The organism is Pseudomonas sp. MMS21 TM103, from assembly GCF_022132145.1.
GTDB lineage: Bacteria > Pseudomonadota > Gammaproteobacteria > Pseudomonadales > Pseudomonadaceae > Aquipseudomonas.
Genome location: NZ_JAJISP010000001.1, coordinates 375,602 through 401,586, shown reverse-complemented (window position 1 = coordinate 401,586; position 25,985 = coordinate 375,602). Strand labels below are relative to the sequence as shown.

Annotated in this window: 23 protein-coding genes and 3 tRNA genes; 9 read left to right on the top strand and 17 right to left on the bottom strand. The window is 63.3% G+C overall.

The genetic code is table 11. The annotated features are described in order from the left end of the window. The first annotated feature begins 9 nt into the window (after window positions 1-9). Complete coding sequence (thiO, locus tag LJY18_RS01890; protein WP_238040037.1) at window positions 10-1,098, top strand: glycine oxidase ThiO; 1,089 nt, start codon at window positions 10-12, stop codon at window positions 1,096-1,098. Between the two features lie 302 nt (window positions 1,099-1,400). On the opposite strand, the gene LJY18_RS01885 is transcribed toward thiO, so the two are convergent. From LJY18_RS01885 to LJY18_RS01870, 4 genes are read right to left on the bottom strand one after another with little or no spacing between them, the layout of a single operon-like run. Continuing rightward, the gene (locus tag LJY18_RS01885) at window positions 1,401-1,661 is read right to left on the bottom strand and encodes a hypothetical protein (protein WP_238040036.1); all 261 of its coding nucleotides are present in this window, start codon (window positions 1,659-1,661) and stop codon (window positions 1,401-1,403) included. A gap of 10 nt (window positions 1,662-1,671) precedes the next feature. Beyond that, window positions 1,672-3,009 (bottom strand): sigma-54-dependent transcriptional regulator, encoded by a 1,338-nt coding sequence (locus LJY18_RS01880; protein ID WP_238040035.1) that lies wholly within the window; start codon window positions 3,007-3,009, stop codon window positions 1,672-1,674. Window positions 3,010-3,011: 2 nt separating this feature from the next. Next, the gene (locus tag LJY18_RS01875; protein WP_238040034.1) at window positions 3,012-4,604 is read right to left on the bottom strand and encodes an ATP-binding protein; all 1,593 of its coding nucleotides are present in this window, start codon (window positions 4,602-4,604) and stop codon (window positions 3,012-3,014) included. Then, complete coding sequence (locus LJY18_RS01870; RefSeq protein ID WP_238040033.1) at window positions 4,594-4,830, bottom strand: PP0621 family protein; 237 nt, start codon at window positions 4,828-4,830, stop codon at window positions 4,594-4,596. The genes LJY18_RS01875 and LJY18_RS01870 overlap by 11 nt, the downstream gene beginning before the upstream one ends. A 325-nt stretch (window positions 4,831-5,155) precedes the next feature. On the opposite strand from LJY18_RS01870, the gene LJY18_RS01865 reads away from it, so the two are divergent. Then, a complete protein-coding gene (locus LJY18_RS01865) occupies window positions 5,156-6,787 on the top strand; it encodes an NAD+ synthase (protein WP_238040032.1) in 1,632 nt (543 codons plus the stop codon). A gap of 219 nt (window positions 6,788-7,006) precedes the next feature. Here the strand turns inward: LJY18_RS01865 and pgeF are convergent, their stop codons facing one another. Both pgeF and rluD read right to left on the bottom strand, forming a co-directional pair. After that, window positions 7,007-7,744: a peptidoglycan editing factor PgeF gene (gene pgeF / locus LJY18_RS01860; RefSeq protein ID WP_238040031.1), complete on the bottom strand. Its 738-nt coding sequence runs from the start codon at window positions 7,742-7,744 to the stop codon at window positions 7,007-7,009. Further along, window positions 7,741-8,715, bottom strand: coding sequence for a 23S rRNA pseudouridine(1911/1915/1917) synthase RluD (gene rluD / locus LJY18_RS01855; protein ID WP_238040030.1), 975 nt, complete (start codon window positions 8,713-8,715; stop codon window positions 7,741-7,743). Before rluD ends, pgeF begins: the two co-directional genes overlap by 4 nt. A 318-nt stretch (window positions 8,716-9,033) precedes the next feature. Here rluD and LJY18_RS01850 point away from each other — a divergent pair, with 318 nt between their 5' ends. Then, entirely contained in the window at window positions 9,034-10,032 is a 999-nt protein-coding gene (locus LJY18_RS01850; RefSeq protein ID WP_238040029.1) for an outer membrane protein assembly factor BamD, read from the top strand. A gap of 347 nt (window positions 10,033-10,379) precedes the next feature. Further along, the gene (gene clpB / locus LJY18_RS01845; RefSeq protein ID WP_238040028.1) at window positions 10,380-12,944 is read left to right on the top strand and encodes an ATP-dependent chaperone ClpB; all 2,565 of its coding nucleotides are present in this window, start codon (window positions 10,380-10,382) and stop codon (window positions 12,942-12,944) included. A gap of 141 nt (window positions 12,945-13,085) precedes the next feature. Here clpB and LJY18_RS01840 read toward each other — a convergent pair whose 3' ends face one another. After that, window positions 13,086-13,418 carry a PilZ domain-containing protein gene (locus tag LJY18_RS01840; RefSeq protein WP_238040027.1) on the bottom strand — a complete coding sequence of 111 codons (333 nt, stop codon included), beginning with the start codon at window positions 13,416-13,418 and terminating at the stop codon, window positions 13,086-13,088. 17 nt (window positions 13,419-13,435) lie between these two features. Then, window positions 13,436-15,787 (bottom strand): DUF1631 domain-containing protein, encoded by a 2,352-nt coding sequence (locus tag LJY18_RS01835; protein WP_238040026.1) that lies wholly within the window; start codon window positions 15,785-15,787, stop codon window positions 13,436-13,438. Window positions 15,788-15,997: 210 nt separating this feature from the next. Here LJY18_RS01835 and LJY18_RS01830 point away from each other — a divergent pair. The 3 genes from LJY18_RS01830 to LJY18_RS01820 all read left to right on the top strand — a co-directional run bounded on the left by LJY18_RS01830 (window position 15,998) and on the right by LJY18_RS01820 (window position 16,241). Next, a tRNA-Asn gene (locus LJY18_RS01830) sits at window positions 15,998-16,073 on the top strand. A 10-nt stretch (window positions 16,074-16,083) separates the two neighbouring features. Then, window positions 16,084-16,160, top strand: a tRNA-Pro gene (locus tag LJY18_RS01825). A gap of 5 nt (window positions 16,161-16,165) precedes the next feature. Next, window positions 16,166-16,241 (top strand) — tRNA-Lys (locus LJY18_RS01820). 548 nt (window positions 16,242-16,789) lie between these two features. On the opposite strand, the gene LJY18_RS01815 is transcribed toward LJY18_RS01820, so the two are convergent. The 4 genes from LJY18_RS01815 to LJY18_RS01800 all read right to left on the bottom strand — a co-directional run bounded on the left by LJY18_RS01815 (window position 16,790) and on the right by LJY18_RS01800 (window position 19,611). Beyond that, window positions 16,790-18,097 (bottom strand): NAD(P)/FAD-dependent oxidoreductase, encoded by a 1,308-nt coding sequence (locus LJY18_RS01815; RefSeq protein ID WP_238040025.1) that lies wholly within the window; start codon window positions 18,095-18,097, stop codon window positions 16,790-16,792. A 62-nt stretch (window positions 18,098-18,159) separates the two neighbouring features. Continuing rightward, window positions 18,160-18,333: a DUF3094 family protein gene (locus LJY18_RS01810; RefSeq protein WP_238040024.1), complete on the bottom strand. Its 174-nt coding sequence runs from the start codon at window positions 18,331-18,333 to the stop codon at window positions 18,160-18,162. 82 nt (window positions 18,334-18,415) lie between these two features. Next, entirely contained in the window at window positions 18,416-18,910 is a 495-nt protein-coding gene (locus LJY18_RS01805; RefSeq protein ID WP_238040023.1) for an MOSC domain-containing protein, read from the bottom strand. Window positions 18,911-18,981: 71 nt separating this feature from the next. Then, window positions 18,982-19,611 carry a DUF1780 domain-containing protein gene (locus LJY18_RS01800; RefSeq protein ID WP_238040022.1) on the bottom strand — a complete coding sequence of 210 codons (630 nt, stop codon included), beginning with the start codon at window positions 19,609-19,611 and terminating at the stop codon, window positions 18,982-18,984. A 281-nt stretch (window positions 19,612-19,892) separates the two neighbouring features. Between LJY18_RS01800 and LJY18_RS01795 the strand changes: the two genes are divergently transcribed. Both LJY18_RS01795 and LJY18_RS01790 read left to right on the top strand, forming a co-directional pair. Then, the gene (locus LJY18_RS01795; RefSeq protein WP_238040021.1) at window positions 19,893-20,585 is read left to right on the top strand and encodes an energy-coupling factor ABC transporter permease; all 693 of its coding nucleotides are present in this window, start codon (window positions 19,893-19,895) and stop codon (window positions 20,583-20,585) included. Window positions 20,586-20,765: 180 nt separating this feature from the next. Beyond that, entirely contained in the window at window positions 20,766-20,981 is a 216-nt protein-coding gene (locus tag LJY18_RS01790) for a hypothetical protein (protein ID WP_238040020.1), read from the top strand. A gap of 93 nt (window positions 20,982-21,074) precedes the next feature. Here LJY18_RS01790 and yacG read toward each other — a convergent pair whose 3' ends face one another. From yacG to pilB, 5 genes are all read right to left on the bottom strand, one after another. Further along, a complete protein-coding gene (gene yacG, locus LJY18_RS01785) occupies window positions 21,075-21,281 on the bottom strand; it encodes a DNA gyrase inhibitor YacG (RefSeq protein ID WP_238040019.1) in 207 nt (68 codons plus the stop codon). After that, a complete protein-coding gene (gene coaE, locus LJY18_RS01780) occupies window positions 21,278-21,886 on the bottom strand; it encodes a dephospho-CoA kinase (protein ID WP_238040018.1) in 609 nt (202 codons plus the stop codon). Before coaE ends, yacG begins: the two co-directional genes overlap by 4 nt. A 279-nt stretch (window positions 21,887-22,165) precedes the next feature. Next, window positions 22,166-23,035 carry a prepilin peptidase gene (locus tag LJY18_RS01775; protein ID WP_238040017.1) on the bottom strand — a complete coding sequence of 290 codons (870 nt, stop codon included), beginning with the start codon at window positions 23,033-23,035 and terminating at the stop codon, window positions 22,166-22,168. Window positions 23,036-23,038: 3 nt separating this feature from the next. Next, the gene (locus tag LJY18_RS01770) at window positions 23,039-24,259 is read right to left on the bottom strand and encodes a type II secretion system F family protein (protein WP_238040016.1); all 1,221 of its coding nucleotides are present in this window, start codon (window positions 24,257-24,259) and stop codon (window positions 23,039-23,041) included. A 3-nt stretch (window positions 24,260-24,262) separates the two neighbouring features. Continuing rightward, window positions 24,263-25,966, bottom strand: coding sequence for a type IV-A pilus assembly ATPase PilB (pilB, locus tag LJY18_RS01765; RefSeq protein WP_238040015.1), 1,704 nt, complete (start codon window positions 25,964-25,966; stop codon window positions 24,263-24,265). Between the last annotated feature and the right edge of the window lie 19 nt (window positions 25,967-25,985).

The following is a 25,985-nucleotide window of genomic DNA, read 5'->3' as shown; positions in this document are numbered from 1 at the left end:
GGAGAAGCTATGCGAGTCTTGATGGTGGGTGGTGGCGCTATCGGGTTGTTGTCGGCGCGTTTGTTGGCCGCGGCCGGTGTCGAAGTATGCCTGCTGGATCAGGGCGCGGTGGGTGGTGAATCGTCCTGGGCCGGCGGCGGTATTGTTTCACCGCTCTATCCCTGGCGTTACAGCCCGGCAGTGACGGCCCTGGCGCACTGGTCGCAGGATTTCTACCCGCAATTGGGGGCGCAGTTGCTGGCCGACACCGGCATCGATCCCGAGGTGTATGTCACCGGCCTGTACTGGCTCGATCAGGAACAAGCCGCCCCCCTGGCCTGGGCCGCGCGTGAACAGCGGCCGATGCGGGCGGTGCCGGTCGAGGCGGTGTATCGGGCGGTGCCGGCGTTGGCCAAGCGCTTCTCACAGGCGCTGCACATGCCGGATGTGGCCAATGTGCGCAACCCGCGCCTGGTCAAGGCGTTGCGCGCGGCGCTGGCACAAATGCCCAACGTGACCGTGCATGAGCAATCGGCGGTGCGCGGATTTATCCGCGAGGGCGAGCGGATTTGTGGTGTGCACACCTCAGCCGGTGAGATGCGTGGCGATCGCGTCGTGGTTGCCGCCGGCGCCTGGAGTGGCGAGTTGTTGCGCAGCCTGGGCATCGAGTTGCCGGTCGAGCCGGTGAAGGGGCAGATGATCCTCTACAAGTGCGCCGAGGATTTCCTCACCAGTATCGTGCTGGCCAACGGGCGTTACGCGATTCCCCGTCGCGATGGCCATATCCTGATCGGCAGTACCCTCGAGCACGTGGGGTTCGACAAGACGCCTACCGAAGAGGCCTTGACCAGCCTCAAGGCGTCGGCGGTCGGGCTGTTGCCGGCGCTGGCCGATGCCGACGTGGTGGGCCATTGGGCCGGCTTGCGCCCAGGATCACCGAAAGGCCTACCCTTTATCGGCCCGGTGCCGGGGCATGAAGGCCTCTGGTTGAACTGCGGCCATTTCCGCAATGGCCTGGTCCTGGCACCGGCCTCCTGCCAGTTGCTGAGCGATCTGCTGCTCGGGCGCGAACCGATCATCGATCCGGCACCCTATGCGCCCGCAGGACGCCTGGGCTGAGGAGGTGCTGTCCGCTGCTTTTTGTAGGAGGGCCGCCCCGGCGCGATGCTTTGATTTTCGGGGCTGACGTTGTCCTCCATCGCCGCGGGTCGCGCCTCCTACAGGGGAATGCGCTGTTCGCTGCTTTTGTAGGAGGGCTGCCTCGGCGCGATGCCTTGGTTTTTGGGGCGGACGTTGTCCGCCATCGCCGCGGGTCGCGCCTCCTACAGGGAATGCTGTGTTCGCTGCTTTTTTGTAGGAGGGCCGCCCCGGCGCGATGCTTTGGCTTTGCCTGGTTCCCATGCTCTGCGTGGTAACCCCGCTCAGGTCGCGCGGCGTGGGTACCAGAGCAATAGATGGGTGGGCCGGGCGGCGATCTGCTCCAGCCCACCGGTGGCCGCACGGATCATCAACCAATCACTTGGCTCGAGTAAGCCCCCGCATAATCCGTGGAGTGCTCGTGTCGGCGTGGATTTCGCGGATACATCCGGATCGCTCTGATGGGTATCGCTGCGCTCCACGCCATCCTGCGGGTTGGTGGCCTGGGGACTTGTTAGGATGCGGTTGAGCGCAGCGATAGCCATCGGCAGTCGCTCAATCGATGCCCAGTTTCTTCAGCCGGTAGCGCATCGAGCGGAAGCTCAGGCCCAGGCGCTGGGCGGCGGCGGTGCGGTTCCAGCGGGTTTCTTCGAGGGCTTGCATGATCAGCTTGCGCTCGATGTCTTCCAGGTGATCTTCCAGGTTGTCGATCTGCGCGAGGCTGGCATCACCGTTTTCGCTGGCGCCGCAAGCGTCGGCCAGGCGCAGGTCGGCGGCAGTGATCCGGTCGTCTTCGCACAGGGTGTAGGCGCGTTCGAGCATGTTCTCCAGCTCGCGTACGTTGCCGGGGAAGCGGTAGCTCTTGAGCTTGTCCAGCGCCTCTGCGTCGAGCCTGGCCGGGCTCAGGCCGGGGCCTTCGGCCAGGCGCTTGAGCATCACCTCGGTCAGGTGGGCGATGTCTTCACGCCGCTCGCGTAGCGGTGGCACGCGCAGTTCGATGACGTTCAGCCGGTAGTAGAGATCCTGGCGGAAGCGCCCGGCGGCGACTTCGGCGGCCAGGTCCTTGTGGGTGGCGCAGAGAATGCGCACGTCGACCACCAGTTCCTGCTGGCCGCCGACCGCGCGTACGGCTTTCTCTTGAATCGAGCGCAGCAGCTTGACCTGCATGGGCAAGGGCAGATCGGCGACTTCGTCGAGAAACAGGGTGCCGCCATTGGCCGCCTGAAACAGGCCCTGCTTGTCTTCGATGGCACCGGTGAAGCTGCCCTTCTTATGGCCGAAGAATTCGCTTTCCATCAGCTCCGACGGAATCGCGCCGCAGTTCACCGGCACGAACGGCTGTTCGCTGCGACCGCCCTGTTCGTGGATCAGGCGGGCGACCAGTTCCTTGCCGCTGCCGGATTCGCCGCTGATATACACCGGCGCCTGGCTGCGCGCGAGTTTGAGGATCTGCTTGCGCAACGCCTTCATGGGCGGTGACTCGCCGAGCAGCCGGCTGTCCACCGGCAGCTCTTCGCTGTCCGCCGAGCGCAGGCGCAGGGCGGTGGCCACCAGTTCACGCAAGCGGCCGAGGTCGACCGGCTTGGTCAGGAAGTCGAAGGCGCCGGCTTTCAATGCGTTGATCGCGGTGTCCAGGCTGCCGTAGGCGGTGATCATGGCCACCGGCACCTGCGGATGGCGCTGCAGAATGTGCTGTACCAGGTCCAGGCCGGTGCCGTCGGGCAGGCGCATATCGGTCAGGCACAGGTCGAACGGCTCCTTGGCCAGCCATTCGCGCGCTTCCTTGACGTTGCGGGCACTGCGGGTGTCGAGCTTCATGCGGCCCAGGGTGATTTCCAGGAGTTCGCGGATATCGGGCTCATCGTCGACGATCAGGGCTCTCTGGCGGGTCATGGTCAGCTCAGTTTGCGTGGATGGGCAAAGGTGATGCGAAAGCAGCTGCCGCCGCCTTCACGTGGTTTGTAGTTGAGTCGCGCCTGGTTGCTTTCGCACAGCTCGCGGGAAATATACAGGCCCAGGCCGGTGCCTTTGTTTTCCGTGGTGAAGAATGGTTCGAAAATGTCTTGCAGTTGCTCCGGCGGCACGCCTGGGCCGTCGTCGAGTACTTCCAGTACCGGCAGGTCGCTGCTCGCGTCGCGGAACAGTTTCAGCCAGACCTGTCCTTGCGGGTGTTTTTGCGCGCTGTAGCGCAGGGCGTTTTCTACCAGATTGGTCAGTACCTGGGTGAGCTGGTGCGGGTCCATGCGGGTTTGCACGGTGCCGCTCTGGGTCTCCAGGTGGAGTGTCTGCCCCGGCGGCGCCGAGCTGCGGAACTCGCTGGCGAAGCGGTGCAGCCAGTATTTCAGGTCCAGCAGCTGTGGCTCGGCCTGGCGTCGCCGCGACAGCTGTAGAACGTTCTCGATCACCAGGTTCATCCGCCGCGAGTGGTCCTGGATGATCTGCGCCAGGCGCTGGTCCGGGCCGTGCAGGTCTTCCGACTCCTGCAGCAACTGCGCCGCATGACTGATGGCGCCGAGCGGGTTGCGGATCTCATGGGCGATGCCGGCGGTCAGACGACCGAGGGAGGCGAGCTTGAGTTGCTGGGCCTGCTGGGCAATCTGTGAAATATCGTCGAGAAACACCAGGGTGTGCCGCTCTTCGCTGCGCTGCAGGGCAATGAAACTCGGTTGCAGCACCGGGCCGTCGGCAAAGGCCTGCAGGCTCGCCGGGCGCAGGGTCGGGTTGTGCAGCCATTGCTGCAGGCGTTTGACCAGCTCCGGGCAATGCGGGTCAAGGATCTTGCCGGTCAGCGCCTCGCGACCGAGTAGCTGTAGCGTGCCCTGGTTGGCCAGCAGTACCCGATGCTGCTCGTCGAGCACTAGGATGCCGGTGCGCATGCGCTGCAGGATCAGAGCGTTGAGGTTTTCCAGACTGGCAACATCGGCCGCGCGTTGTTCGGCCAGACTTTCGCTGACTTGCAGGCGCCGAGTCAGCCCCTGCAGGAGCAGGGCGGCAGCAAAACACAGGGCGCCGAGCGCCCCGGCCTGCACGTATTGGGCGCTGGCTTCCGGACGGGTCAGGCTGAGGTAGAAGGTCAGGTAGATCAGGGCCATGGCAGCGACGGCGGCGATCAGCAGGCCGATGCGTCCGCGCAGCAGGATGTTGGCGATGGCCACCGCCACGATCAGCAGGTTGCCGATGCCGCTGGGCGTGCCGCCGGCCGCATAGAACAGCGCGGACAGCAGGATCACATCAACCAGGGCCAGGCTGAATATCTGCGCCAGGTGCTTGGGCCGCTGGACTGTCACGGCCACCAGAATATTCAGGATCAGGTAGCACCAGCTGCCATAGCGAAACAGCTCGGCGTTAGCCAGCTTCAGCAGTTGAGTATCCATGTCGCTGGATATCAACAGCACCAGTACCAGGCCGATGGTCAGGCGATACAGGTGGTAGAGCCGCAGTACGCGACGGCCCTGGATACCGCTGAGCGCTAAGGCTTCAGCGCTCACCAGGTTTCGGGCCTTGCTTGAGATGGGCCTGACTGCAATACCACTGGTCAGCCTTGGTCAACGCTTCTTCGCGCGGCAGATAAACACCACAGTGGGCACAACGCACCATGGGCGCGGGGTTTTGCCGCTTTGGCTCGGAGCGCCGCGCGGGGCGGGTAACGCGCCGCCAGAGCCAGAAGGCGGCGGCGATAATGGCTATCCAGAACAGCAGGCGGAACAGGCCCATAACGCTCTCTTCTTGGGTGGAAAGGCAGTTTATTGGAAAGCCTGGCAGTTTAGCCAAGGATGTGGCGTCAGCACAGCGGCTATTCTGCTTCCCGGTTGGCAACAACCATCGGCCAGGGCTGCAGATCGTGCCGGAGGTCATGGATTACCCGAGGCCGACGGTTCTCCTTGCGGCTGAGGTGTCTAGGAATCGGGTGTTTTGCCTGTGAATGCGTTCGCAACATGCTTCACCGCCGGTTAAACCCTATGCTGAGAAGTGGACGGTGCAATGTTACGACTGAGCCGTCGGGCGCAGTCGAAGTGGGACTTATGAGGTGGAGGCAGCCATGAGCCAAACCCTGCGGGTCGTGATGGCCCAGTTGAATCTGCGCGCAGGTGATGTGCACGGCAACGCCGAGAGCATCATCGAGGCGGCATGCAACGCCCGTGATCAGTGGCTGGCGGATGTCATCGTGTTCCCCGAGTTGACGCTTTGCGGCTATCCGCCGGAGGATCTGCTGCTGCGCTCGAGCATGCAGCGGCGTATCGAGCAGGGCTTGCAGCGCCTGCAGGACGAAGTCAGCGGCATCTATCTGGTGGTCGGCTATCCCTGGCTGGAGGAGGAACTGCGCTACAACGCCTGCGCGGTGATCGCCGACGGCCAGTTGCTGGCCCGCTACTACAAGCAGAAATTACCGAACTACCGGGTGTTCGACGAGAAGCGCTATTTCGAACCCGGCAACCAGCCCTGCGTGGTCGATATCAAGGGCGTGGCGGTGGCGCTGAGTATCTGTGAGGACATCTGGTTCGCCGAGCCGATGGCCCAGGCCCGCGACGCCGGGGCGCAAGTGATGCTGAGCCTGAACGCTTCGCCGTTCCACCTCGACAAGCAGCGCGAGCGCGAAGAGGAGTTGGCCGATCGTGCGCGTGAAGGGGCGATGCCGATTGTCTACGTCAACCAGGTTGGTGGCCAGGATGAGTTGGTGTTCGACGGCGGCAGCTGCGTGGTCGACGCCGGCGGTCGAATAAGTCAGCGCATGGCGGCCTTCACCGAGGGCCTGTACCCGGTGGACCTGGTGTGCGATGGCGAGCGGGTCAGGCCGCGGCCGGCCAATTGCGTGCCGCTGCCGGAACTGGAGGCCAGCGTGTATCAGGCGCTGGTGGTGGGCGTGCGCGACTATGTGCGCAAAAACGGCTTCAAGGGCGTGCTGCTCGGGTTGTCCGGAGGCATCGACTCGGCCCTGACCCTGGCGGTGGCAGTCGATGCGCTGGGTGCGAAACGGGTCGAAGCAGTGATGATGCCGTACCGCTACACCGCGCAGATCAGCCTGGAGGACGCCGAGGCCGAAGCCCGTGCGCTGGGCGTGACCTATCGAGTACTGCCGATCGGGCCAATGGTCGAGGCCTTCATGGCCACCCTGGCTCCGGTCTTCGAGGGCCGGCCCCGCGATGCCACCGAGGAAAATCTGCAAGCGCGCTGCCGCGGCACGCTGCTGATGGCCCTCTCCAACAAGACGGGCTACCTGGTGCTGACCACCGGGAACAAGAGTGAAATGGCGGTCGGCTACGCCACCCTCTATGGCGACATGGCCGGCGGTTTCGATGTGCTCAAGGATGTGCCCAAGACCCTGGTGTTTCGCCTTTGCGAATACCGCAACAGCTGCGGGCCGGTGATCCCGCAGCGGGTCATCGACCGGCCGCCCTCAGCCGAACTGGCGCCGGATGAGAAGGACGAGGACTCGCTGCCGTCGTACCCGGTACTCGACGAGATTCTCAAGCTGTACATCGAGTACGACCTGTCGGCCGATGCGATCATCGCCGAGGGCTTCGATGCGGATACGGTCAAGCGCGTGTTACGCCTGGTCGATCTCAACGAGTACAAGCGCCGTCAGGCCGCGGTCGGCGTACGGGTCACCCAGCGCGGCTTCGGTCGCGACCGCCGTTACCCGATCACCTCGGGCTGGCAGATCGGCGATTGAGGTGCAGGGCAGTATGTAGGCGTCCCGACCAGCGCGCCGCGACAGGCTGCCGGCTTTGCGCCGCGCCGATGCACGCCGGTGCACTGCCTGCGGGTAGGGCGGCTCGGGCGGCGATCCGTTCGGAGCGCAGCGCCAGCCCGCCTGCCTTGTAGGCCGCGTCGAGTAACCAGGGTGCACGGTCGGCGGCCAGTGACGGCCGACAAGAACGGCGTTAAAGAATCAGCTGGCCAGCCAGATCAACGAAGCGAAGCGACCGGTCTGGGCGGCGCGGCGATAAGAGTAGAAGCGCGGGTCGCTGTAGGTGCAGAGCCCGCCACCATAGACAGCCGTAACCCCACGCGCCGCCAGGTGGATACGTGCCAGCTGATAGATGTCGGCCATATAGCGATCCGGGTTGACGCTGGCAACGAAGGCGTCGGCGGCCTGCGGATGCACGGCCATGAACACATCGCGCACCTCGGCGCCTACTTCGAAGGCTTGCGGGCCAATCGCCGGTCCAAGCCAGACCAATACGTCCTCCGGCGCCACGGCCAGCGCATCCAGTGTCGCCTCCAGCACGCCGCCAGCCAGCCCGCGCCAGCCGGCATGGGCGGCAGCGACGCGACTGCCGGCACGATCGCAAAACAGCACGGGCAGGCAGTCGGCGGTCATCACGGTGCAGGCGATCCCCGGCGTGGCGGTCCAGCTGGCGTCGGCGCTAATCACTTCGCCCGGCTCGGCAGGCACCACGGCAACCCCATGCACCTGGTGCAACCAGGCCGGCTTGCAGCCCAGCTGGCTGACCAGGCGCTGGCGGTTCTTCGTCACGGCAACGGGATCGTCCTCGACATGCTCGCCGAGGTTGAAACTGTCGAAGGGGGCGGCGCTGATGCCACCGCTACGCGTCGTGATGCAGGCCTTGACCCAGGCGGGTGCAGGCCACTCTGGCGTCAGCCAGTCATGGGCCCAGCGGCTCACCCGATAAATGCCTCGCGATCCTGACGCAGGAGCGTCAGCAACCAGACGAAGTCATCCGGCAGCGGCGACTGCCACTTCATGCGTTGCCCGGTAATCGGGTGGTCCAGTTCGAGGAAGCGTGCATGCAGCGCCTGGCGCGGGAACTCCTTGAGGCTCTGCACCATGGTCTGGCTGGCCGCAGGCGGGATGCGGAAGCGCCCGCCGTAGACGGGGTCGCCGACCAGCGGATAACCGACATGGCTCATGTGCACGCGAATCTGGTGAGTGCGCCCGGTTTCCAGCTTGACCCGCGCATGGGTATGCGAGCGGAAGCGCTCGAGCACCCGGTAATGGCTGACTGCCGGCTTGCCGCCGTCGCTGACGGCCATGCGCTGGCGCTGCGCCGCACTGCGGCCAATGGGGGCGTCGATCTTGCCGCCGGCGGTGATCACGCCGATCACGATGCACTCGTAGATCCGGCTGACTGTACGCTTCTGCAGTTGATCGACCAGGCGGGTCTGTGCCTCGATGGTCTTGGCCACCACCATTAGTCCGGTGGTGTCCTTGTCCAGGCGGTGGACGATGCCGCAACGCGGCACGTTGACGATGTCCGGCACATGGTGCAGCAAGGCGTTGAGTAGCGTGCCATCGGCATGCCCTGCGGCCGGATGCACCACCAGACCCGCAGGCTTGTTGATCACCAGTATCTGGTCGTCCTCGAAGACGATATCCAGGGCGATGTCCTGGGCGATCCACTCGCCCTGGGCCTCCTGCTCGGCGCGCAGCGCCAGTACTGCACCGCCATGCACGATGTCACGCGGACGTACCACGACACCATCGACAGTCAGCCGCCCCTCTTTGATCCAGGCCGACAGGCGCGAACGCGAGTGCTCGGCGAATAGTTGGGCGGCGACTTGGTCGAGGCGTTGGCCGCCCATGTCAGTGGGCACCTCGGCGTTCAGTTCAATGGTCTGCTTAATAATAGAGGACATGCTCGGCAACGGTGGGGGACCTGTGGGTCGGTTGATGTTTCATTGCACGCTGCATTGCTGCGACAACTTAGCCCAGGCAAGGCGTGGGACGCCGCCGAATGATCGCTACAGTGGCAAGCCCCGCGATACGGCCTGGCTGCATTTGCCGCATAACCACCGAAGGTGGTGGCAATATGCAGCGTCAACAGGCCCTACTTTTGGTTTCGGCTACGCGCTTGTGGTTAAATACGGCGTCTTTGCCCCAGGGTCACCAGGGGCGCTCATCATAACAGGACGGCTTTGCTCAAGACAGCCGCCGTCACAGGGACGCAAGCCGCCATGCAAGTGAGACACCTGCTGCTGATCGCCATCCTCGCCCTTACCGCTGCCTGCTCGTCCAAGGACGTACTCGACGAGAACCTGAGCGAGTCCGAACTGTACCAGCAGGCTCAAAGCGATCTGGACAGCAAGAGCTACACCAGTGCGGTGACCAAGCTCAAGGCTCTGGAATCACGTTATCCGTTCGGCCGTTATGCCGAGCAAGCCCAGCTTGAGCTGATCTACGCCTACTACAAGAACGTCGAGCCGGAAGCCGCAAGGTCCGCCGCCGAGCGCTTCATCCGCCTGCATCCACAGCATGCGAACGTCGACTACGCCTATTACGTCAAGGGCCTGGCTTCTTTCGACCAGGACCGTGGCCTGATCGCCCGCTTCCTGCCGCTGGACATGAGCAAGCGCGACCCCGGCGCTGCCCGCGACTCCTATAACGAGTTCGCCCAGCTCACCAGCCGCTACCCGAACAGCCGGTACTCGCCGGATGCCAAGCAGCGCATGATCTACCTGCGCAACCTGCTGGCAGCTTACGAAATCCATGTGGCTCACTACTACCTGACCCGTCAGGCGTACGTGGCGGCCGCCAATCGTGGTCGTTATGTGGTGGAGAACTTCCAGGAAACCCCGGCAGTCGGCGACGGCCTGGCAGTGATGACCGAGGCATACCAGCGCCTGACCCTGGACGAACTGGCCGCGACCAGCCTGGAAGCCCTCAAGCTCAATTATCCGGATCACCCAAGCCTGGTCGATGGCGAGTTCGTGCCCCGTGAGGAAGCCGACAACCGTTCCTGGCTGACCAAGGCCACGCTCGGCCTGATCGAAAGCGATACGCCGTTGCCGCCGGGCGAAACCCGCGCCAATCAGGACGTGGTCCGCCAGTATGAAGACGCCGAAGAGCAGATTCCCGAGGAGTTGAAGTCGCCAGGCGCAGATCAGCCGAACCAGAAAACCCAGGGCCGTAAGCGTTCCTGGTTCAGCTATATGACCTTCGGCTTGTTCGACTGAATACCTGAGCAGCGAGCTGCAGCATCGATGCCGCGCACTTGTCTCAAGTGCGCGGCATTTTTTATGGGCGAGACCGATCCTGCTGCTCTCATGGGTTGTCACTCGCCGCCGGCAGTGCGCCGTGGTTCATTGACGCAACACAGACGCTGGCGGGCTGTCGCTACGCGCCGAACCAGTTGCCGTCCGGGCGCACCGCGCGGAACGCCCATCCACTGCTGGGTATGACCCAGATCAACGTCGCCGCGCTTGAAACTTGCACAATCGTCCTCATCTAGTCTTCATCTCGGCAGGCTTTCAATACAGGGGTGTCCATCGCGCCGGCCTGCTCTTAAAGGAAGGATGACGCAATGCGAATCGACCGTTTAACCAGCAAGCTGCAGCTTGCACTATCCGACGCCCAATCCCTGGCCGTTGGCCTCGATCATGCCGCCATCGAGCCATTGCACCTGATGCAGGCTCTGCTCGACCAGCAGGGCGGCTCGATCATGCCGCTGCTGAGGCAGGTTGGCTTCGACGTCAGCAGCCTGCGCCAGGCACTGAGCAAAGAGCTCGATCGCCTGGGCAAGATCCAGAACCCTACCGGTGACATCAACCTGTCCCAGGATCTGGCGCGCCTGCTCAATCAGGCCGACCGCCTGTCCCAGCAGAAGGGTGACCAGTTCATCTCCAGCGAGCTGGTGCTGTTGGCCGCCCTGGACGAAGGCACCAAGCTGGGCAAACTGCTGCTCGCCCAGGGCGTGAGCAAGAAGGCCCTGGAAAACGCCATCAGCAACCTGCGCGGCGGCGATGCGGTGAATGACCCGAATGCCGAGGAATCTCGTCAGGCGCTGGATAAATACACCGTCGACCTGACCAAGCGCGCCGAGGAGGGCAAGCTGGATCCGGTGATCGGCCGTGACGACGAGATCCGTCGCACCATCCAGGTGTTGCAGCGCCGTACCAAGAACAATCCGGTGCTGATCGGCGAACCGGGCGTGGGCAAGACCGCGATCGTCGAAGGCCTGGCCCAGCGCATCGTCAACGGCGAAGTGCCGGATGGCCTGAAGGACAAGCGCGTGCTGTCGCTGGACATGGGCGCATTGATTGCCGGGGCGAAGTTCCGCGGTGAGTTCGAGGAGCGCCTGAAGGCGGTGCTCAACGAGTTGGGCAAGCAGGAAGGGCGGATCATCCTGTTTATCGACGAAATCCATACCATGGTTGGCGCCGGCAAGGCCGAGGGCTCCATGGACGCCGGCAATATGCTCAAGCCGGCCTTGGCGCGCGGTGAACTGCATTGCGTCGGCGCCACCACGCTGGACGAATACCGCCAGTACATCGAGAAGGACGCCGCCCTGGAGCGCCGCTTCCAGAAGGTGCTGGTCGATGAGCCGAGTGAGGAGGACACCATTGCCATCCTGCGTGGCCTCAAGGAGCGCTACGAGGTGCATCACAAGGTGGCGATCACCGACGGCGCGATCATCGCCGCGGCCAAACTCAGCCACCGCTACATCACCGACCGCCAGCTGCCGGACAAGGCCATCGACCTGATCGACGAGGCCGCCAGCCGTATCCGCATGGAAATCGACTCCAAGCCGGAGGTGCTCGATCGTTTGGAGCGCCGGCTGATCCAGCTCAAGGTCGAAGCCCAGGCGTTGAAGAAGGAAGACGACGAGGCGGCGATCAAGCGCCTGGACAAGCTCAAGGAAGACATCGCCCGGCTGGAGCGCGAGTACGCCGACCTTGAAGACATCTGGAAGGCGGAAAAGGCCGAGGTGCAGGGTTCGGCACAGATCCAGCAGAAAATCGAACAGTCGCGCCAGGAGCTGGAGGCCGCGCGGCGCAAGGGTGATCTCAGTCGCATGGCCGAACTGCAGTACGGCATCATTCCGGATCTGGAGCGCAGCCTGCAGATGGTCGACCAGCACGGCAAGACCGAGAACCAGCTGCTGCGCAGCAAGGTCACCGAGGAAGAGATTGCCGAGGTGGTGTCCAAGTGGACCGGTATCCCGGTCTCGAAGATGCTCGAAGGCGAGCGCGACAAGCTGCTGAAGATGGAAGGCCTGCTGCACCAGCGGGTGATCGGCCAGAATGAAGCGGTGGTCGCTGTGGCCAGTGCGGTACGGCGTTCGCGCGCCGGGCTGTCCGACCCGAACCGGCCGAGCGGCTCCTTTCTGTTCCTCGGCCCGACCGGGGTGGGCAAGACCGAGCTGTGCAAGGCCTTGGCCGAGTTCCTCTTCGATACCGAGGAGGCGCTGGTGCGCATCGACATGTCCGAGTTCATGGAGAAGCATTCCGTGTCGCGGCTGATCGGTGCCCCGCCCGGTTACGTCGGCTACGAAGAGGGCGGCTACCTGACCGAGGCGGTACGGCGTAAGCCTTACTCGGTGATATTGATGGACGAGGTGGAGAAGGCGCACCCGGACGTCTTCAACATCCTGTTGCAGGTCATGGAAGATGGCCGCCTGACCGACAGTCATGGGCGTACCGTCGACTTCAAGAATACCGTGATCGTGATGACCTCCAACCTCGGCTCCGCGCAGATCCAGGAGCTGGCCGGTGATCGCGAGGCGCAACATGCGGCGGTGATGGATGCGGTGAGCAAGCATTTCCGTCCGGAATTCGTCAATCGGATCGATGAAGTGGTGGTGTTCGAGCCGCTGGCCCGTGAGCAGATTGCCGGGATCGCGAAAATCCAGCTGGGTCGCTTGCGCCAGCGCCTGACCGAGCGCGAGCTGAGTCTGGAGCTGAGCGACGAGGCCTTGGACAAGCTGGTCGCCATCGGCTACGACCCGGTCTATGGTGCGCGGCCGCTGAAGCGGGCGATCCAGCGCTGGATCGAAAACCCGCTGGCGCAGTTGATCCTCGCCGGCAAGTTCGGCCCTGGCAGCACCATCACCGGCACAGTCGAGAACGACGAAATCGTCTTCGTCTGAGTTCGCCACAATATCGACGCCCCGTCACGGCCTTCGCCGTGCGGGGCGTTTTTATGCGCTCATGGGTGGTCGCGAGACTGTGGGTACGGCTGCGCTGGATGCGCTCAACACCATCCAGCGGCTCACAGGGGCATCGGGCGCTTAAAGGTGCTTGAGCAGCACAGCCAGTGCTGCGGACTGGTCTGGTTCCAGCTCGATGATATGGAAACCGGCCCAGCAGTGTTGGCCGTCGGCGCCGGGGCGGCTCCATAAGCAGTCGACGTTCAGCTGGATCTCGCCGACGCCCTCGATCACCTCTTCGCTGACCAGCCGGCATTCGACCAGGCTGTCCGCTCGGTGCGGCTTGTCGCTGAACAGCATGAAGCCATCGGCAGAGAGGTCTGCCACCCGCCCGAGGCGTTGGCCGGTATGCAGTTCGAAGACTTCCAGCTGCAGCTCGGTACTGCGCCGGCTGTGCTGGCGACGATCTTCCATGGAGGCTCCTTGGCAGGTTAGCGGGGTTTGCTCGTGCGGCCGCTAAAGCGCTGCAATACACGATAGATGGCGTTGAGGGCACGATCCACCAGCGGCGCATCGCTTTCGGGTGGAACGATGCGGGCCAGGCCCTGTTCCATTTCAGTGGCCAGTAGGGTCAATGGTTTGATCGCCGCCCGTTGGCCGCTGTGATCGACGAACATGTAATTGCGCGTGGTCGGGCTGAACCAGGAGAGCTTGAGCTGGTGGGGCTGGTTGTCGGTGAGAAATTCGAACCAGGTGCCGAATTCGATCTGGCTCAGCTCCCGGGCGAATTCCTGCGCGCGGGCAGACAGGCCGGATTCGCGTGGCGCCAGAGTGGCGAGCATGGCGTCCTCGCCGAGCATGGCGCCCAGCGTGCTCGGCTGGAGCTGTGGGGCGAAGGTATCGGCGAGTTGCGGTTGCTTGGCCTGTGCAGCGTATTGGCAGGCGACCAGATCCTGCAGCAGGCGGCGAATGCCGTCCTCGTGGTAGCCCCCGAGCAGTTGCAGGCCTTTGCGCAAATCATCCAGCAGTGCCACGCGCAGCGCTTGCAGTTGTTGGCGGCCATTTTCATCCAGCGGCGTACCGCTCCAGGCCAGTTGTTCGGCCACTTCCCCGGCGCGCTGCCACTCGCTGCTGTTCTCGCCATGGCGGAGCAGGGTAAAGACCAGGACGTCGGTCCAGGTCAGCTCGAGAAAGTTGCGAATGATAGCGGGTGTCTGGCGCTGGCTCAGGCAGCGGGCAATCACGTCCATGGCCTGCTGGCGGGCGCCGAGCAGCTTGTCGCGGCCCTTGACGGCTTCCACGGCGCGGCGTTCGCGCAGTTCGACCTTGTGCTTGAGGGTGGCGGTGTAGGCGTCGAATTGGACGAGGAGTCCCTCGAACAGCAAGAGATCGCCGCTGCCGGCGCCGACCACCTGTTCCACTACCCACTGCATCTTGGCCAGCAGCGCACGTTCATTGGTTTCACCGCCGTAGAGCACGCCCGCCTGAGCCATGCTGTTGAGCAGGCGGCGCGCCGGATGCTGGTGCTGGGTGAACAGCGCTTTGTCTTGCAGCGCCACTTTCAAATAGGGCGTGTGCAGGTGGGAGAGGGTGGTCTTGTAGCTGTCGATCAGGCAGGTGTCGTCGAGGATAAAGTCGAACAGCATGCCGACCAGGTCGATCACGTCGGCCTCCTGCTCCGACAGTTTCTGTTGGCCCGGGCGTTGGCTGAAGGCTTCCAGTTGCCGCTGCAAGTCGGCCTTCAAGCCTTCGACCTGCTGCGGGCTGTGCAGACGCTGCGCCAACTCTTCGGCAGACTGGCGCTGCATGCGGTTCAGGGCGTCGAGCAGATCGCTGGCGCTGTAGGTGCTGGTGGCATCGCGCGGGGCAAAACTGGCAATGCTGCGTGTGCCGCCGAGCAATGGCGCGTCAATATCGCGCTGGCGATGCTCGCCGAGCAGCGCGGCCAGACCCTGCAGCAGCGCTGTGGGGTTGTTCGGGGGCGGGCCATTGAGGTCAAACGGCAGTGGCGGGGCTGAGCCGTCGGGTGCGCTGGTCGAGGGGGGGGCGCTGGCCTGGGCCGGAATGTCGGCTGGGCGTTGCGGCGCGGTGGCGGCTGCGTTGGGTGGCTTGTCCGCTCGTTTGGAGTTTTCGGCGCGCTGGGCGCTGAACTTGAGTGTGGGCAGTACACCTGCGTCGATCAGGCGCTGGTTCAGGGCGCTATATACAGTATCCAGGCTGAGCATCACGTACTTGTCGAACAGGCGGTAGAGGATGGCTTTGATCCGCAGCGGCAGTGGGCTGGGCGCCAAGGCCTGACGAAATGCCTGGGCAATCATCTGCGGCCCGAAGGGATTGTTTTCCTCGATCAGCTGTTTGCCATTGTTGAGCAGGGCCAGGCGCTGCTCCAGGGCAAACAGTTGTTGCGTGCAGCGTGATTTGACCTGGCTGATCATGGCGCTGATCAGCAGGCTTTCCTCGTACTCCTCGTCCTGCACCAGGGTGAGCTGTTCGGCATCCAGTTGCTTGGTGCTGGGCGCTGGCTTGAGCTTGCCATCAAGAAAGTCGGAGAAATTCTGCGAGATGGTCTGGTGGTAGATTCGTTCGATCTGCGGCCGCTGCTTGCGAATCTCGCGCATGCTGTCGAAGAACAGGGTTTGTACCTGATTGTTCTCGGCCTTTTCCGCGCACTCGAACAGGGTGTCATCGACTTGACCGAAAACCCTGGTCAGTTGCTCTGCCAGTCGATTCATCACCAGTGTGCGACAGCTCTGCACCAGCTCGCCAAAGCGAGGCTGAATGCCACGGCTGGCGAGGGTCTGCGCAGTTTTTGGCGGGTTCGGTGGTATGTCCTGGCTGCTCATGGACTTTCCTGATTGGAGCCGTGTGGCTTACATCCTGCGCTGATCAGACTAAAGGAAGATATAGCAGGCACGCCACTTACGTGCAAAGCATTGTCATAAAAGCAATTTAAGGGGTTGACAGGCGGCTGCGGAAACGTAAAATGGCGCGCCTCAGACACGGGAAACGGTTCACGCCGAAGCCTAGTAGAAAGAGATTTGAAAGCACGTAGTTCCGCGATAGCTCAGTCGGTAGAGCAAATGACTGTTAATCATTGGGTCCCAGGTTCGAGTCCTGGTCGCGGAGCCAATCTTTCAACCGGGGTATAGCGCAGTCCGGTAGCGCGCCTGCTTTGGGAGCAGGATGTCGGGAGTTCGAATCCCCCTACCCCGACCATTTTTGGGTCGTTAGCTCAGTTGGTAGAGCAGTTGGCTTTTAACCAATTGGTCGTAGGTTCGAATCCCACACGACCCACCATTTTCACCTGCAGTTGTTTGCAGCGTTGAATCTTAAGGTTGAGATGAGATGTTCATCAGCAACCATAAAGGAAGCGCCCTCCGGGGCGCTTTTTTTATGGGCGCGATTTGCCGCAACGCTACAACTCCACTGCAGGAGGGCCGTTTCCGACGGGCTTGCGGCATTTCCCACATCCCTGCGGGTCGCGCGATGCCGCCCGGACCCTCCGACAAAAGCAGCAGGCAGCGCATTACCTGTAGGAGGTGCGACCCGCGGCGATAGCGGACGTAGTCCGCTCAACAAGCCAAAGCATCGCGCCAGGGTCACGGAGCGCCGCGCGGGCTCTCCTACAAGCGCAGCCGACAGCGCAATTCCCGGTAGGAGGGCCGCGCCCGTTCCCGACGGGCTCGCGGCATTTTCCGCATCCCTATGGGCCCCGCGATCCGCGGCGATGGCGGATATGGCCCGCCCAACAAGCGGAAGCATCGAGCCGGGGGCACGGAACGCCACCTGGACGCTCCCGCAAGCTCAGCCAGCGCCATCCAGCGCGTAGCGCTGGCGCGCCACACTCAGTGCAGTTTCAGGCGTGGCTCGGTGCTGCGGCCGATGCGGTCGCTGAGCATCAGCAGCATCGTGCGCAGTGGGCCGTACAGCGCCATCTGGTGCATACGGTAGAGCGAGACATAGAACACCCGCGCCAGCCAGCCTTCGAGCATCACGCTGCCGGTGAGGTTGCCCATCAGGTTGCCGATCGCCGAAAAAGTCGACAGCGAGATCAGCGAGCCGTAATCGCGGTAGCGGTATTCCGGCAGAGTCTGGCCTTGGCCGTCGACGCGCAGTTTCAGCGACTTGGCCAGCAGCGAGGCTTGCTGGTGAGCGGCTTGGGCGCGTGGCGGCACGTTGCGTCCTTCGCTGCCGGGTTGCGGGCAGGCGGCGCAGTCGCCGAAGGCGAAGATATTGTCGTCGCGGGTGGTTTGCAGGGTCGGGCGCACCTGCAACTGGTTGATCCGGTTGCTTTCCAGGCCGTCGAGGTCCTTGAGGAAGGCGGGCGCGCGAATCCCTGCAGCCCAGACCTTGAGGCTGGCGGGGATGGTGTCGCCCTGGGCGGTGTGCAGGGCATCGCGGGTCACCTGGCTGACCGAGGCGTTGGTCATGACCGTCACGCCGAGGTTTTCCAAGGTCTTGTGCACCGGTTTGCCAATCCGCTCCGGCAGTGCCGGGAGCACCCGGGGGCCGGCTTCGATCAGGGTGATGCGCATGTTTTCCGGGTGGATACTGTCCAGCCCATAGGCCGCCAATTGATGCGCTGCATGGTGCAGTTCGGCCGCCAGTTCCACGCCGGTGGCGCCGGCGCCGACGATGGCCACATTGATCTGCTCGGTGGTATCGCTCTGGCTGGCGTGGGCGCGCAAATAGTGGCTGAGCAACTGGCTATGGAAGCGCTCGGCCTGTTCGCGGGTGTCGAGAAACAGGCAGTGTTCGGCGGCGCCTGCGGTGCCGAAATCGTTGGTGGTGCTGCCGACCGCGATCACCAGGCTGTCGTAGCCCAGTTGCCGTTCGGGCACCAGCACTTCGCCGCGCTCGTCGAGCGTCGCGCTGAGGGTGATGCGCTGCTCGGCGCGGTTGAGCCCGGTCATGCGTCCGAGCTGGAATTCGAAGTGATTCCACTTGGCCTGGGCCACGTAGTTCAGCTCGTCTTCCGAAGAGTTCAGCGAGCCGGCGGCCACCTCATGCAGCAGCGGTTTCCAGATGTGCGTCAGGTTGGCGTCGACCAGGGTGACCTTGGCTTTGCCGCGTTTACCCAGAGTTCTACCCAGGCGGGTAGCAAGCTCCAGGCCGCCGGCACCGCCGCCGACGATCAGGATTCGATGGGACATGGATCACTCTCACAAGGCTTGGAAAAAATTCGTTAAGTCTTGCTGGGCGAGCGCAAAGCAGCTCATAGCACCAGGCGACTTAGAAGGCGGCTCAGCAGGCCCAGGGCGATCACCACGCCGACAATGATCAGCAGCAAGCGCCACACCTTGAAGGGTTGACGTTCGACTTGATGTTGCGGGGCACTTAAATACTGGTCGACGAGTTTTTGATCGTCGGGATTCAGGCGGCTGGACATAGAAACCTCGAAGGATCAGACCCTGGGGGAACCCTGCGGTTCTCGGCCGGCCTGTGGATGGTGGCTATTCTAGCCGTGGCGTTCACAAGGGCTCAACGCACAGGTCGTCATTCAGACGGATAATGCCGCCTTGCAGTACCCGGGCGGTGATGCCGCCATGGCCGCGCACCGCCTGGAAGGTGCCTGGCCCCAAGCGCTCTTCGAGCCGCGCGCAGGGCTGGCACCAACCGGTGGTTTCCAGCACGGCTTGGCCGATGCGAAAGCGCCGACCCTTGAGGCTGAACAGGTTGATGCCACTGATGGCGATATTGCGGCGCAAATCCTGCGGCTGGATCGGTTGTGTGGCGGGTCGGCCGAGCAGGGCGCCGATCACCGCCAGGTGTTCCCACTGGATCAGCGTGACCTGCCGCGCATTGCGTGGCCCGGGACGGCTGTGGTCGCCGGTCAGACCGGCTTCGCGGCGCGCCTCCACCGCCTCCAGTTCGAGCATGATGCCGCGCGAGGCAGGACGTACGCCAATCCAGCGCACCTGGCCTTGTTGCGGTACGGCCGCGAGCAGTTCTTGTAATGGACTCATGGCGGAAGAGTGTCTCTCGCGTGCGGTCATCGGCTGGGCCGGGTTGCAGGGCGCTTCAGTGTCTCGGGTCATCACAGGCTGATGCCGACATCGAACAATACGCTGCGGCCGAGGTTGCTGCGCAGAAATTCTGGCGCATCGGGATGAGCGAACAATACCCGCGCGAAGGTCGGGCCGACCAGCGACAGCGAACGCCAGCCCTGGCGCAGGAACTCGGTGGGCGGCGGGAAGTGGCTGTTGAAGTCGGCGACGGCGCGTTTCAGGCTGACGAACGCCAGCATGTCCAGTTCGCCTAGGTCGAGGCCGCGTTCACTGTAATTGTGGGCTTTCTTGCGCAGGGTCGGGGCCAGGAGTGCTTGCAGCTCGGCGGCCCCAATACGTCTGGGCTTGGCCTCGCGCTTTACCAGTTGGCTGAGCGAGAAGGCACTGCGCCGGCGTTCCAGTTCGGCGCGCCACTCCTCGGTAAGGCGCCGGCCTTCGTCGAGCACGAAAAACACCTCGAAGCTGGCTTCGCGAAAGAGTACGTCCGGCGGTTCCTGTTCGGCCGCACTGAACTCCTCGACTCGATGGCTGACGTTCAAGGCTTGCAGCAGACGCTCGCACACCCAGCGCTCACGCTCCCACTTGCGGGCGTTGGAAAGGAACGCATTAGCCTGCTCGGCCTGATGCGTGAGCAAGCGCAGATAGTCGGAATCATCCATGCATACAGCTTAGCCCGCAGTCGTGGGGGCTTGGTACCCCTGGATCGTTTCACGCCTAAATAGGGCGGCCCGGACGGCGTTACGATCAGAGGTAGGGCGGCCTCGGAGCGCAGCGAAAGCCCGCCAGCTTTTGTGTCGCTCCGAGCAACCATGGCGCACTGCCTTCAGCAAGTGACACCCTACAGAGTGCGAGTTGTGTCTGATCGCTCGCGCAGCTTTTTTTGTCGCCTGGGCGCCGGTGTAAACTGGCGACGTTCATCATTCAGGCGTAGGCGCTACCCATGATCGCTGCCGAACTGCTCTCGCCCGTCAGCCTGGTCATCGGCTGGGCACTTTATCTGCCGCTGGTCTGCTGGGCCATAGGACGGGCGCCGTGGCTGGAGTTGTTCAGCGACCTGCGGCGTCAGCACCTGGTCTTCGGTACGGTGCTCGCGCTGTTCGTGCTGTGGCTGGTGCGTCGCGATTTCGCCTCGGGGCTGTCTTACCACATCATCGGCATGACGGCGGTGACCCTGCTGCTCGATTGGCCGCTGGCGATTATCGCCGGGTTTTTCGCCCAGCTCGGCATGCTGCTGTTGGGTCGCCAGGATTTGGCCGCACTGGGCGTGAACGGCGTGCTTCTGGTGCTGATTCCGGTGCTGGTCACCGAGCTCTGTGCGCTGCGGGTCGAGCGCGCGCAGTCGCGCAATCTGTTCGTTTACATCTTTTTCAGCGGCTTTTTTCCCGCGGCCCTCGCCGCCTTGCTGTGCATCCTGATCGGGCTGGGGGTGTTGTGGGTCGATGGCCTGTTCCCGATGCCGCCGTGGCTCGGGGACTTCGTCGGCTACCTGTGGATGGTGATCTTCCCCGAGGCCTTCATCAACGGAATGATCGTCACCGCGCTGGTGGTGTTCTACCCCGACTGGCTGGAAACCTTCAATCGCACTCGCTACCTGGCGGCGCCCTGGAAGGACGACAACCTGCCGCGTGGATAACGCAGGCTTCAGCAAACTGATGGGCGTGGGGGCATTGACCCAGATCAACAGGCCGGATCGCCAGCCTGCCAGGCTGCCGCTGAGGGTGGTCGGGCGGCGCTCCGGTCACCTTGAATTCAAGTTGCGGGCCTAAGCAGTCCTGGGTCCGCAGTCGATGGTCATAGCGGTGGAGACAATCTCATGGGTGTACACGAGTGGGCCAAACAACAAATCGAACACAACCTGCACCAGGCGCAAGAGCAGGGTTTCGATCCCGCGCTCAGCCTGCGCGCCTTGCTCGGTGCGGTGGTTGAGCGCAGTCGCGCTGGGCGCGATGCCCAGGATCTGGCCGCCGAACTGCAGTTCCTTGCCGACAACCTGGACGATGAGCGCGACTACGGCTTCATGCGCCCCTGATCCCGGTTGCACCACTCCGGATCATGTCACTGTCCTGCGTGTGCACCAATTGTCGTGCTCGCTGCGTGGGCTTGTTGGTGCAGCTCCAGCTTCTCAGTGCTGGCGCGGCGGCTGATCCAGATCGCTGGAGAACAGTTCGTCTTCCTGGTTGTCGCCGGGGATGGCGTGTTCTTCCGAAGCCCAGGCGCCGAGGTCGATCAGTTTGCAGCGCTCCGAGCAGAAGGGCCGTTGCGGGCTTTGCGGGCCCCATTCGACCGGGGCGCCGCAGGTAGGGCATTTGACGATGGTGAGTTGGCTCATAATTGGCCTCCGCGCAGGGTCAGGTAAAATTTGTGCAGGCGTTCGACTTCGCTTTTCAGCCAGGTCAGGTCGCGATCATTGAGCAGCACGTCATCGGCATGCTGCAGGCGTTGTTCGCGGCTGGCCTGGGCCTTGAGAATCGCCTGCACCTGTTCGGCCGAGCTTTGGTCGCGCTGCATGGCGCGCTGCACTTGCAATTGCTCGGGTGCATCGATCACCAATACCCGCTGGGTCAAACGGTGCTGGCCGGACTCGATCAAGAGGGGCGACACCAGAATCGCGTAAGGCGACTCGGCACGCGCCAGGTATTGGCTGATTTCCTGGCCGATCAACGGGTGCAGCAGGGATTCCAGCCACTGCCGTTGCTCGGGGTTCTGGAAGATCAGGCCGCGTAGCGCCGTGCGATCCAGTTGACCGTCAGGCCGCAACACCCCCTCGCCGAAATGCTCGACGATCTTGGCCAGCGCCGGCGTGCCCGGCTCGACCACCCAGCGCGCCGCATGATCGGCGTCGACTAGATGCACGCCTTGATCGATAAAGTGCTGGGCGACTGCGCTTTTACCGCTGCCGATGCCGCCCGTGAGGCCAAGAATCCAGGGTTTCATCTTCGGGTGCGGCTCTCGTTGGCCATAAACAGGGCCACAATTGTAGAGCAGGAGCCGGCGCCCTGGCGAATCAGGCGGCCAATGAGGTGTTTGCCGCTCTTGAAGGAGGGCCGGCCCCGGCGCGATGCTTTTGCTTGTTGGGCGGCCCGGGCGGCGTTCCCTTCGGAGCGCAGCGACAGCCCGCCAGCTTTTGTGGCGCGCCGAACAACCATGGTGCACTGCCTTCGGCGAGTGACGCCCTACGGATTGTGGGTTGTTCGGGGTTGTAATCAGCCGGTCTTAGCCGAACCCGGCGATCTGCAAATAACTTCCGGTGATCTGCTCGCCCCAGAGCAGGGCGATCCAGCCGGCGATGGCCAGGTAGGGGCCGAACGGGATCGGTGTGCTGGTTTCGGCATTGCGCAGGCGCAGCATGATCAGCCCGAGCACGGCGCCGACCAGCGACGACAGCAGGATGGTCAGCGGCAGCACTTGCCAGCCGCCCCAGGCGCCGAGCATGGCCAGCAGCTTGAAGTCGCCATAGCCCATGCCTTCCTTGCCGGTTACCAGCTTGAACAGCCAGTACACCGACCACAGGCTCAGGTAGCCGCCAATCGCGCCCCACAGCGCGGCTTCCAGGCTGGTGAACAGGCCGAAGTAGTTGGCGATCAGCCCCAGCCACAACAACGGCAGCACCAAAGAGTCCGGCAGCAGTTGATGGTCGGCGTCGATCAGGCTCATCGCTAGCAGGCCCCAGGTCAGCAGCAGCATGCCGGCGGCCTGCCAGGTAAAGCCGAAGTGCCAGGCCACATAGGCCGACAGCAGCCCGCAGGCCAGTTCCACCAGCGGGTAGCGCAGGCTGATCGGCGCCTTGCAGCTGGAACATTTGCCGCGCAGGAACAGGTAGCTGATTAGCGGGATATTCTCCCAGGGGCGAATCTCGTGGCCGCAGTGCGGGCAGCGCGAGTTGGGTAGGATCAGGTTGAACAACGGCGCGTCCGGCGGTGCCGGCAGCTCGAGGATCTCCCGGGCCTGGGCCTGCCAGTCGCGTTGCATCATCACCGGCAGGCGATACACCAGCACATTGAGAAAGCTGCCGATCAGCAGCCCCAGTACCAGGCAGGTCAAGGTAAAGGCCGGCAAGTTGCCGGCCAGGAACTCTAGCGTCATGAGTTAGCCGACCACCGAACCTAGCTGGAAGATCGGCAGGTACATGGCAATGATCAGGCCGCCGACCAGCACGCCGATAACCGACATGATCATCGGCTCCATCAGGGTGGTCAGGTTGTCGACGGCGTTGTCCACCTCGTCCTCGTAATAGCCGGCGACCTTGTCCAGCATCTCGTCCAGCGAGCCGGATTCCTCGCCGATGGCGGTCATCTGGATCGCCATGCTCGGGAAGATGCCGGTGCTGCGCATCGAAAAATTCAGCTGGGTGCCGGATGACACGTCATTGCGGATCTTGTGCACGGCGTTGCGGAACACCACGTTGCCGGTCGCCCCGGCCACCGAGTCAAGTGCCTCGACCAATGGCACGCCGGCGGCGAAGGTGGTCGCCAGGGTTCGCGCGTAACGAGCAACCACCGCCTTGTACATGATGTCGCCAACGATGGGGGCCTTGAGCAGGGTGCGGTCGAGGAAGTCGCGGAATTTTTCCGAACGCTTGAACACCCATTTGAACGTAAAGGCGATGGCGAAGATGCCAATTGCAAACAGGAACCACCATTTCTGCAGTCCGCGCGACATATTGACCACCACCTGGGTGAACGCCGGCAGTTCGGCGCCGAAGCCAGCGAATACGCTCTCGAATTGCGGCACCACCTTGATCAGCAAGACGGCGGTGACGATTATCGCCACCACGATCACCGCGATCGGGTAGGTCATGGCCTTCTTGATCTTGGCTTTGAGCGCCTCGGTCTTTTCCTTGTAGGTGGCGACCCGGTCGAGCAGGGTTTCCAGCGCGCCGGACTGTTCGCCGGAGTCGACCAGGTTGCAATACAGGTCATCGAAGTACAGCGGCTTCTTGCGCAGCGAGGCGGCGAAGCTGTTGCCCGCCGCGACCTCCTGCTTGACCTCCTCGATCAGCTTGCGCATGTTTGGGTTGTCGAAGCCCTCGCCGATGATGTCGAACGACTGCAGCAGCGGCACCCCGGCCTTCATCATGGTGGCCATCTGCCGGGTGAACAGGGCGATATCCAGGGGCTTGATCTTCTTCCCTTCGCCGAACAGCGATTTGGGCTTCTTGCGCACCTTGAGCGGGTTGATGCCCTGCTTGCGCAACTGGGCCTTGATCAGGGCAGGCGACTGTCCGATCAGCTCGCCCTTCATCTTGCCGCCTTTCTTGTCGGTGCCTTCCCAGAGGAAAACGCTGGATGCTAATGCTTTGGCCGCCATCGGTTAGTCCTTTGTCACGCGGTTCACTTCTTCGAGGCTGGTGATGCCCTGCATGGCCTTCAGCAGGGCCGAGGTACGCAGGTCATTGAAGCCGTCTTTGCGCATTTGCGCGGAGATATCAATGGAGTTGCCTTCTTCCATGATAATCCGTTGCAGGGCAGGCGTGTTTTTAACCACTTCATAGATTCCGATACGGCCCTTGTATCCGCCGTTGCAATTTTCACAGCCTACCGGCGCATAAATCTTGAAGCTGCCGAACTGCTCCTGCGGGAAGCCTTCCTCGAGCAGCGCCTCGTGCGGGATCTGCACTTCCTTCTTGCAGTGCACGCACAGCTTGCGTGCCAGGCGCTGGGCGATGATCAGGCTGACCGAGGTGGCGATGTTGAACGAGGGCACGCCCATGTTGCGCAGGCGGGTCAGGGTTTCCGCGGCGCTGTTGGTGTGCAGGGTCGACATCACCATGTGCCCGGTCTGCGCCGCCTTGATCGCGATCGAGGCGGTATCCAGGTCGCGGATCTCGCCGACCATGATGATGTCCGGGTCCTGGCGCAGGAAGGCGCGTAGCGCGGCGGTGAAGTCCATGCCCTGCTTGGGGTTGACGTTGACCTGGTTGATGCCTTCCAGGTTGATTTCCACCGGGTCTTCGGCGGTGGAGATGTTCACGTCCACGGTATTGAGGATGTTCAGGCCGGTGTACAACGACACCGTCTTGCCCGAGCCGGTCGGCCCGGTCACCAGGATCATGCCCTGCGGTTGCTTGAGCGCGGCCATGTACAGGTCTTTCTGCCCAGGTTCATAGCCTAGCGCATCGATGCCCATCTGCGCGCTGGAGGGGTCGAGGATCCGCATCACGATCTTCTCGCCCCACAGGGTCGGGCAGGTGCTGACGCGAAAGTCGATCGACTTGGTCTTCGAGATGCGCATCTTGATCCGCCCATCCTGCGGCTTGCGCCGCTCGGAAATATCCAGCGCGGCCATCACCTTCAGACGTGCCGAGATGCGTGGCGCCAGCTGGATCGGCGGCCGGGCGATCTCCTGCAGGATGCCGTCGGTACGAAAACGCACCCGGTAGACCTTCTCATAAGGCTCGAAGTGCAAGTCCGAGGAGCCACCCTTGATTGCATCCAGCAGCATCTTGTTGACGAAGCGCACCACCGGTGCGTCGTCGGCGCTTTCGCCAGAGACACCCTCTTCCTTGTTGTCATCCACTGCCTGCACGTCGAGGCCGTCGAGGTCGACGTCGGCCAGGTCTTCCATGCCGCTGTTGGCCGCCTCGAAGAACTTGTCGATGGCATCCCCAAGCTTGTCGTCCTCCACCAGCAGCGCTTCGGTACTCAGGCCGGTGCTGAACTGGATGTCGGTAACCGCCTGGTGGTTGGTCGGGTCTGAGAGGGCGACGAACAGCTTGTTGCCACGCCGGTACAGCGGCAGCACGCGGTGCTGGCGACACAGCTTCTCGCTGACCAGGTCGTGCGGCTGGCTGTCCTTGTCGATGGCCTTGAGGTCGCACAGCGGCACGCCGAACTGCTCGGAGGCGATTTCCGCCACCGCCCGGCTGCTGGCCAGCTTGTTCTGCACCAGGTAGGACACCAGTGGGATCTTGTTGCGCAGCGCCTGGGCCTGGGCCTGGGCGGCGGCACGTTCATCGAGGAGTTCGGCGGTAACCAGTTGTCGAGCCAGGCCGGTCAGATTCGGAGCGTCGTTCATTGCGAGTCTGCTAATCGAA

Bases quoted from the DNA above. Each gene is read 5' to 3' on its own strand.
- thiO (WP_238040037.1), top strand. From the start codon at position 10: ATGCGAGTCTTGATGGTGGGTGGTGGCGCTATCGGGTTGTTGTCGGCG.
- LJY18_RS01885 (WP_238040036.1), bottom strand. From the start codon at position 1,661: ATGGCTATCGCTGCGCTCAACCGCATCCTAACAAGTCCCCAGGCCACC.
- LJY18_RS01880 (WP_238040035.1), bottom strand. From the start codon at position 3,009: ATGACCCGCCAGAGAGCCCTGATCGTCGACGATGAGCCCGATATCCGC.
- LJY18_RS01870 (WP_238040033.1), bottom strand. From the start codon at position 4,830: ATGGGCCTGTTCCGCCTGCTGTTCTGGATAGCCATTATCGCCGCCGCC.
- LJY18_RS01865 (WP_238040032.1), top strand. From the start codon at position 5,156: ATGAGCCAAACCCTGCGGGTCGTGATGGCCCAGTTGAATCTGCGCGCA.
- rluD (WP_238040030.1), bottom strand. From the start codon at position 8,715: ATGTCCTCTATTATTAAGCAGACCATTGAACTGAACGCCGAGGTGCCC.
- LJY18_RS01850 (WP_238040029.1), top strand. From the start codon at position 9,034: ATGCAAGTGAGACACCTGCTGCTGATCGCCATCCTCGCCCTTACCGCT.
- clpB (WP_238040028.1), top strand. From the start codon at position 10,380: ATGCGAATCGACCGTTTAACCAGCAAGCTGCAGCTTGCACTATCCGAC.
- LJY18_RS01840 (WP_238040027.1), bottom strand. From the start codon at position 13,418: ATGGAAGATCGTCGCCAGCACAGCCGGCGCAGTACCGAGCTGCAGCTG.
- LJY18_RS01835 (WP_238040026.1), bottom strand. From the start codon at position 15,787: ATGAGCAGCCAGGACATACCACCGAACCCGCCAAAAACTGCGCAGACC.
- LJY18_RS01815 (WP_238040025.1), bottom strand. From the start codon at position 18,097: ATGTCCCATCGAATCCTGATCGTCGGCGGCGGTGCCGGCGGCCTGGAG.
- LJY18_RS01810 (WP_238040024.1), bottom strand. From the start codon at position 18,333: ATGTCCAGCCGCCTGAATCCCGACGATCAAAAACTCGTCGACCAGTAT.
- LJY18_RS01805 (WP_238040023.1), bottom strand. From the start codon at position 18,910: ATGAGTCCATTACAAGAACTGCTCGCGGCCGTACCGCAACAAGGCCAG.
- LJY18_RS01800 (WP_238040022.1), bottom strand. From the start codon at position 19,611: ATGGATGATTCCGACTATCTGCGCTTGCTCACGCATCAGGCCGAGCAG.
- LJY18_RS01795 (WP_238040021.1), top strand. From the start codon at position 19,893: ATGATCGCTGCCGAACTGCTCTCGCCCGTCAGCCTGGTCATCGGCTGG.
- LJY18_RS01790 (WP_238040020.1), top strand. From the start codon at position 20,766: ATGGGTGTACACGAGTGGGCCAAACAACAAATCGAACACAACCTGCAC.
- yacG (WP_238040019.1), bottom strand. From the start codon at position 21,281: ATGAGCCAACTCACCATCGTCAAATGCCCTACCTGCGGCGCCCCGGTC.
- coaE (WP_238040018.1), bottom strand. From the start codon at position 21,886: ATGAAACCCTGGATTCTTGGCCTCACGGGCGGCATCGGCAGCGGTAAA.
- LJY18_RS01775 (WP_238040017.1), bottom strand. From the start codon at position 23,035: ATGACGCTAGAGTTCCTGGCCGGCAACTTGCCGGCCTTTACCTTGACC.
- LJY18_RS01770 (WP_238040016.1), bottom strand. From the start codon at position 24,259: ATGGCGGCCAAAGCATTAGCATCCAGCGTTTTCCTCTGGGAAGGCACC.
- pilB (WP_238040015.1), bottom strand. From the start codon at position 25,966: ATGAACGACGCTCCGAATCTGACCGGCCTGGCTCGACAACTGGTTACC.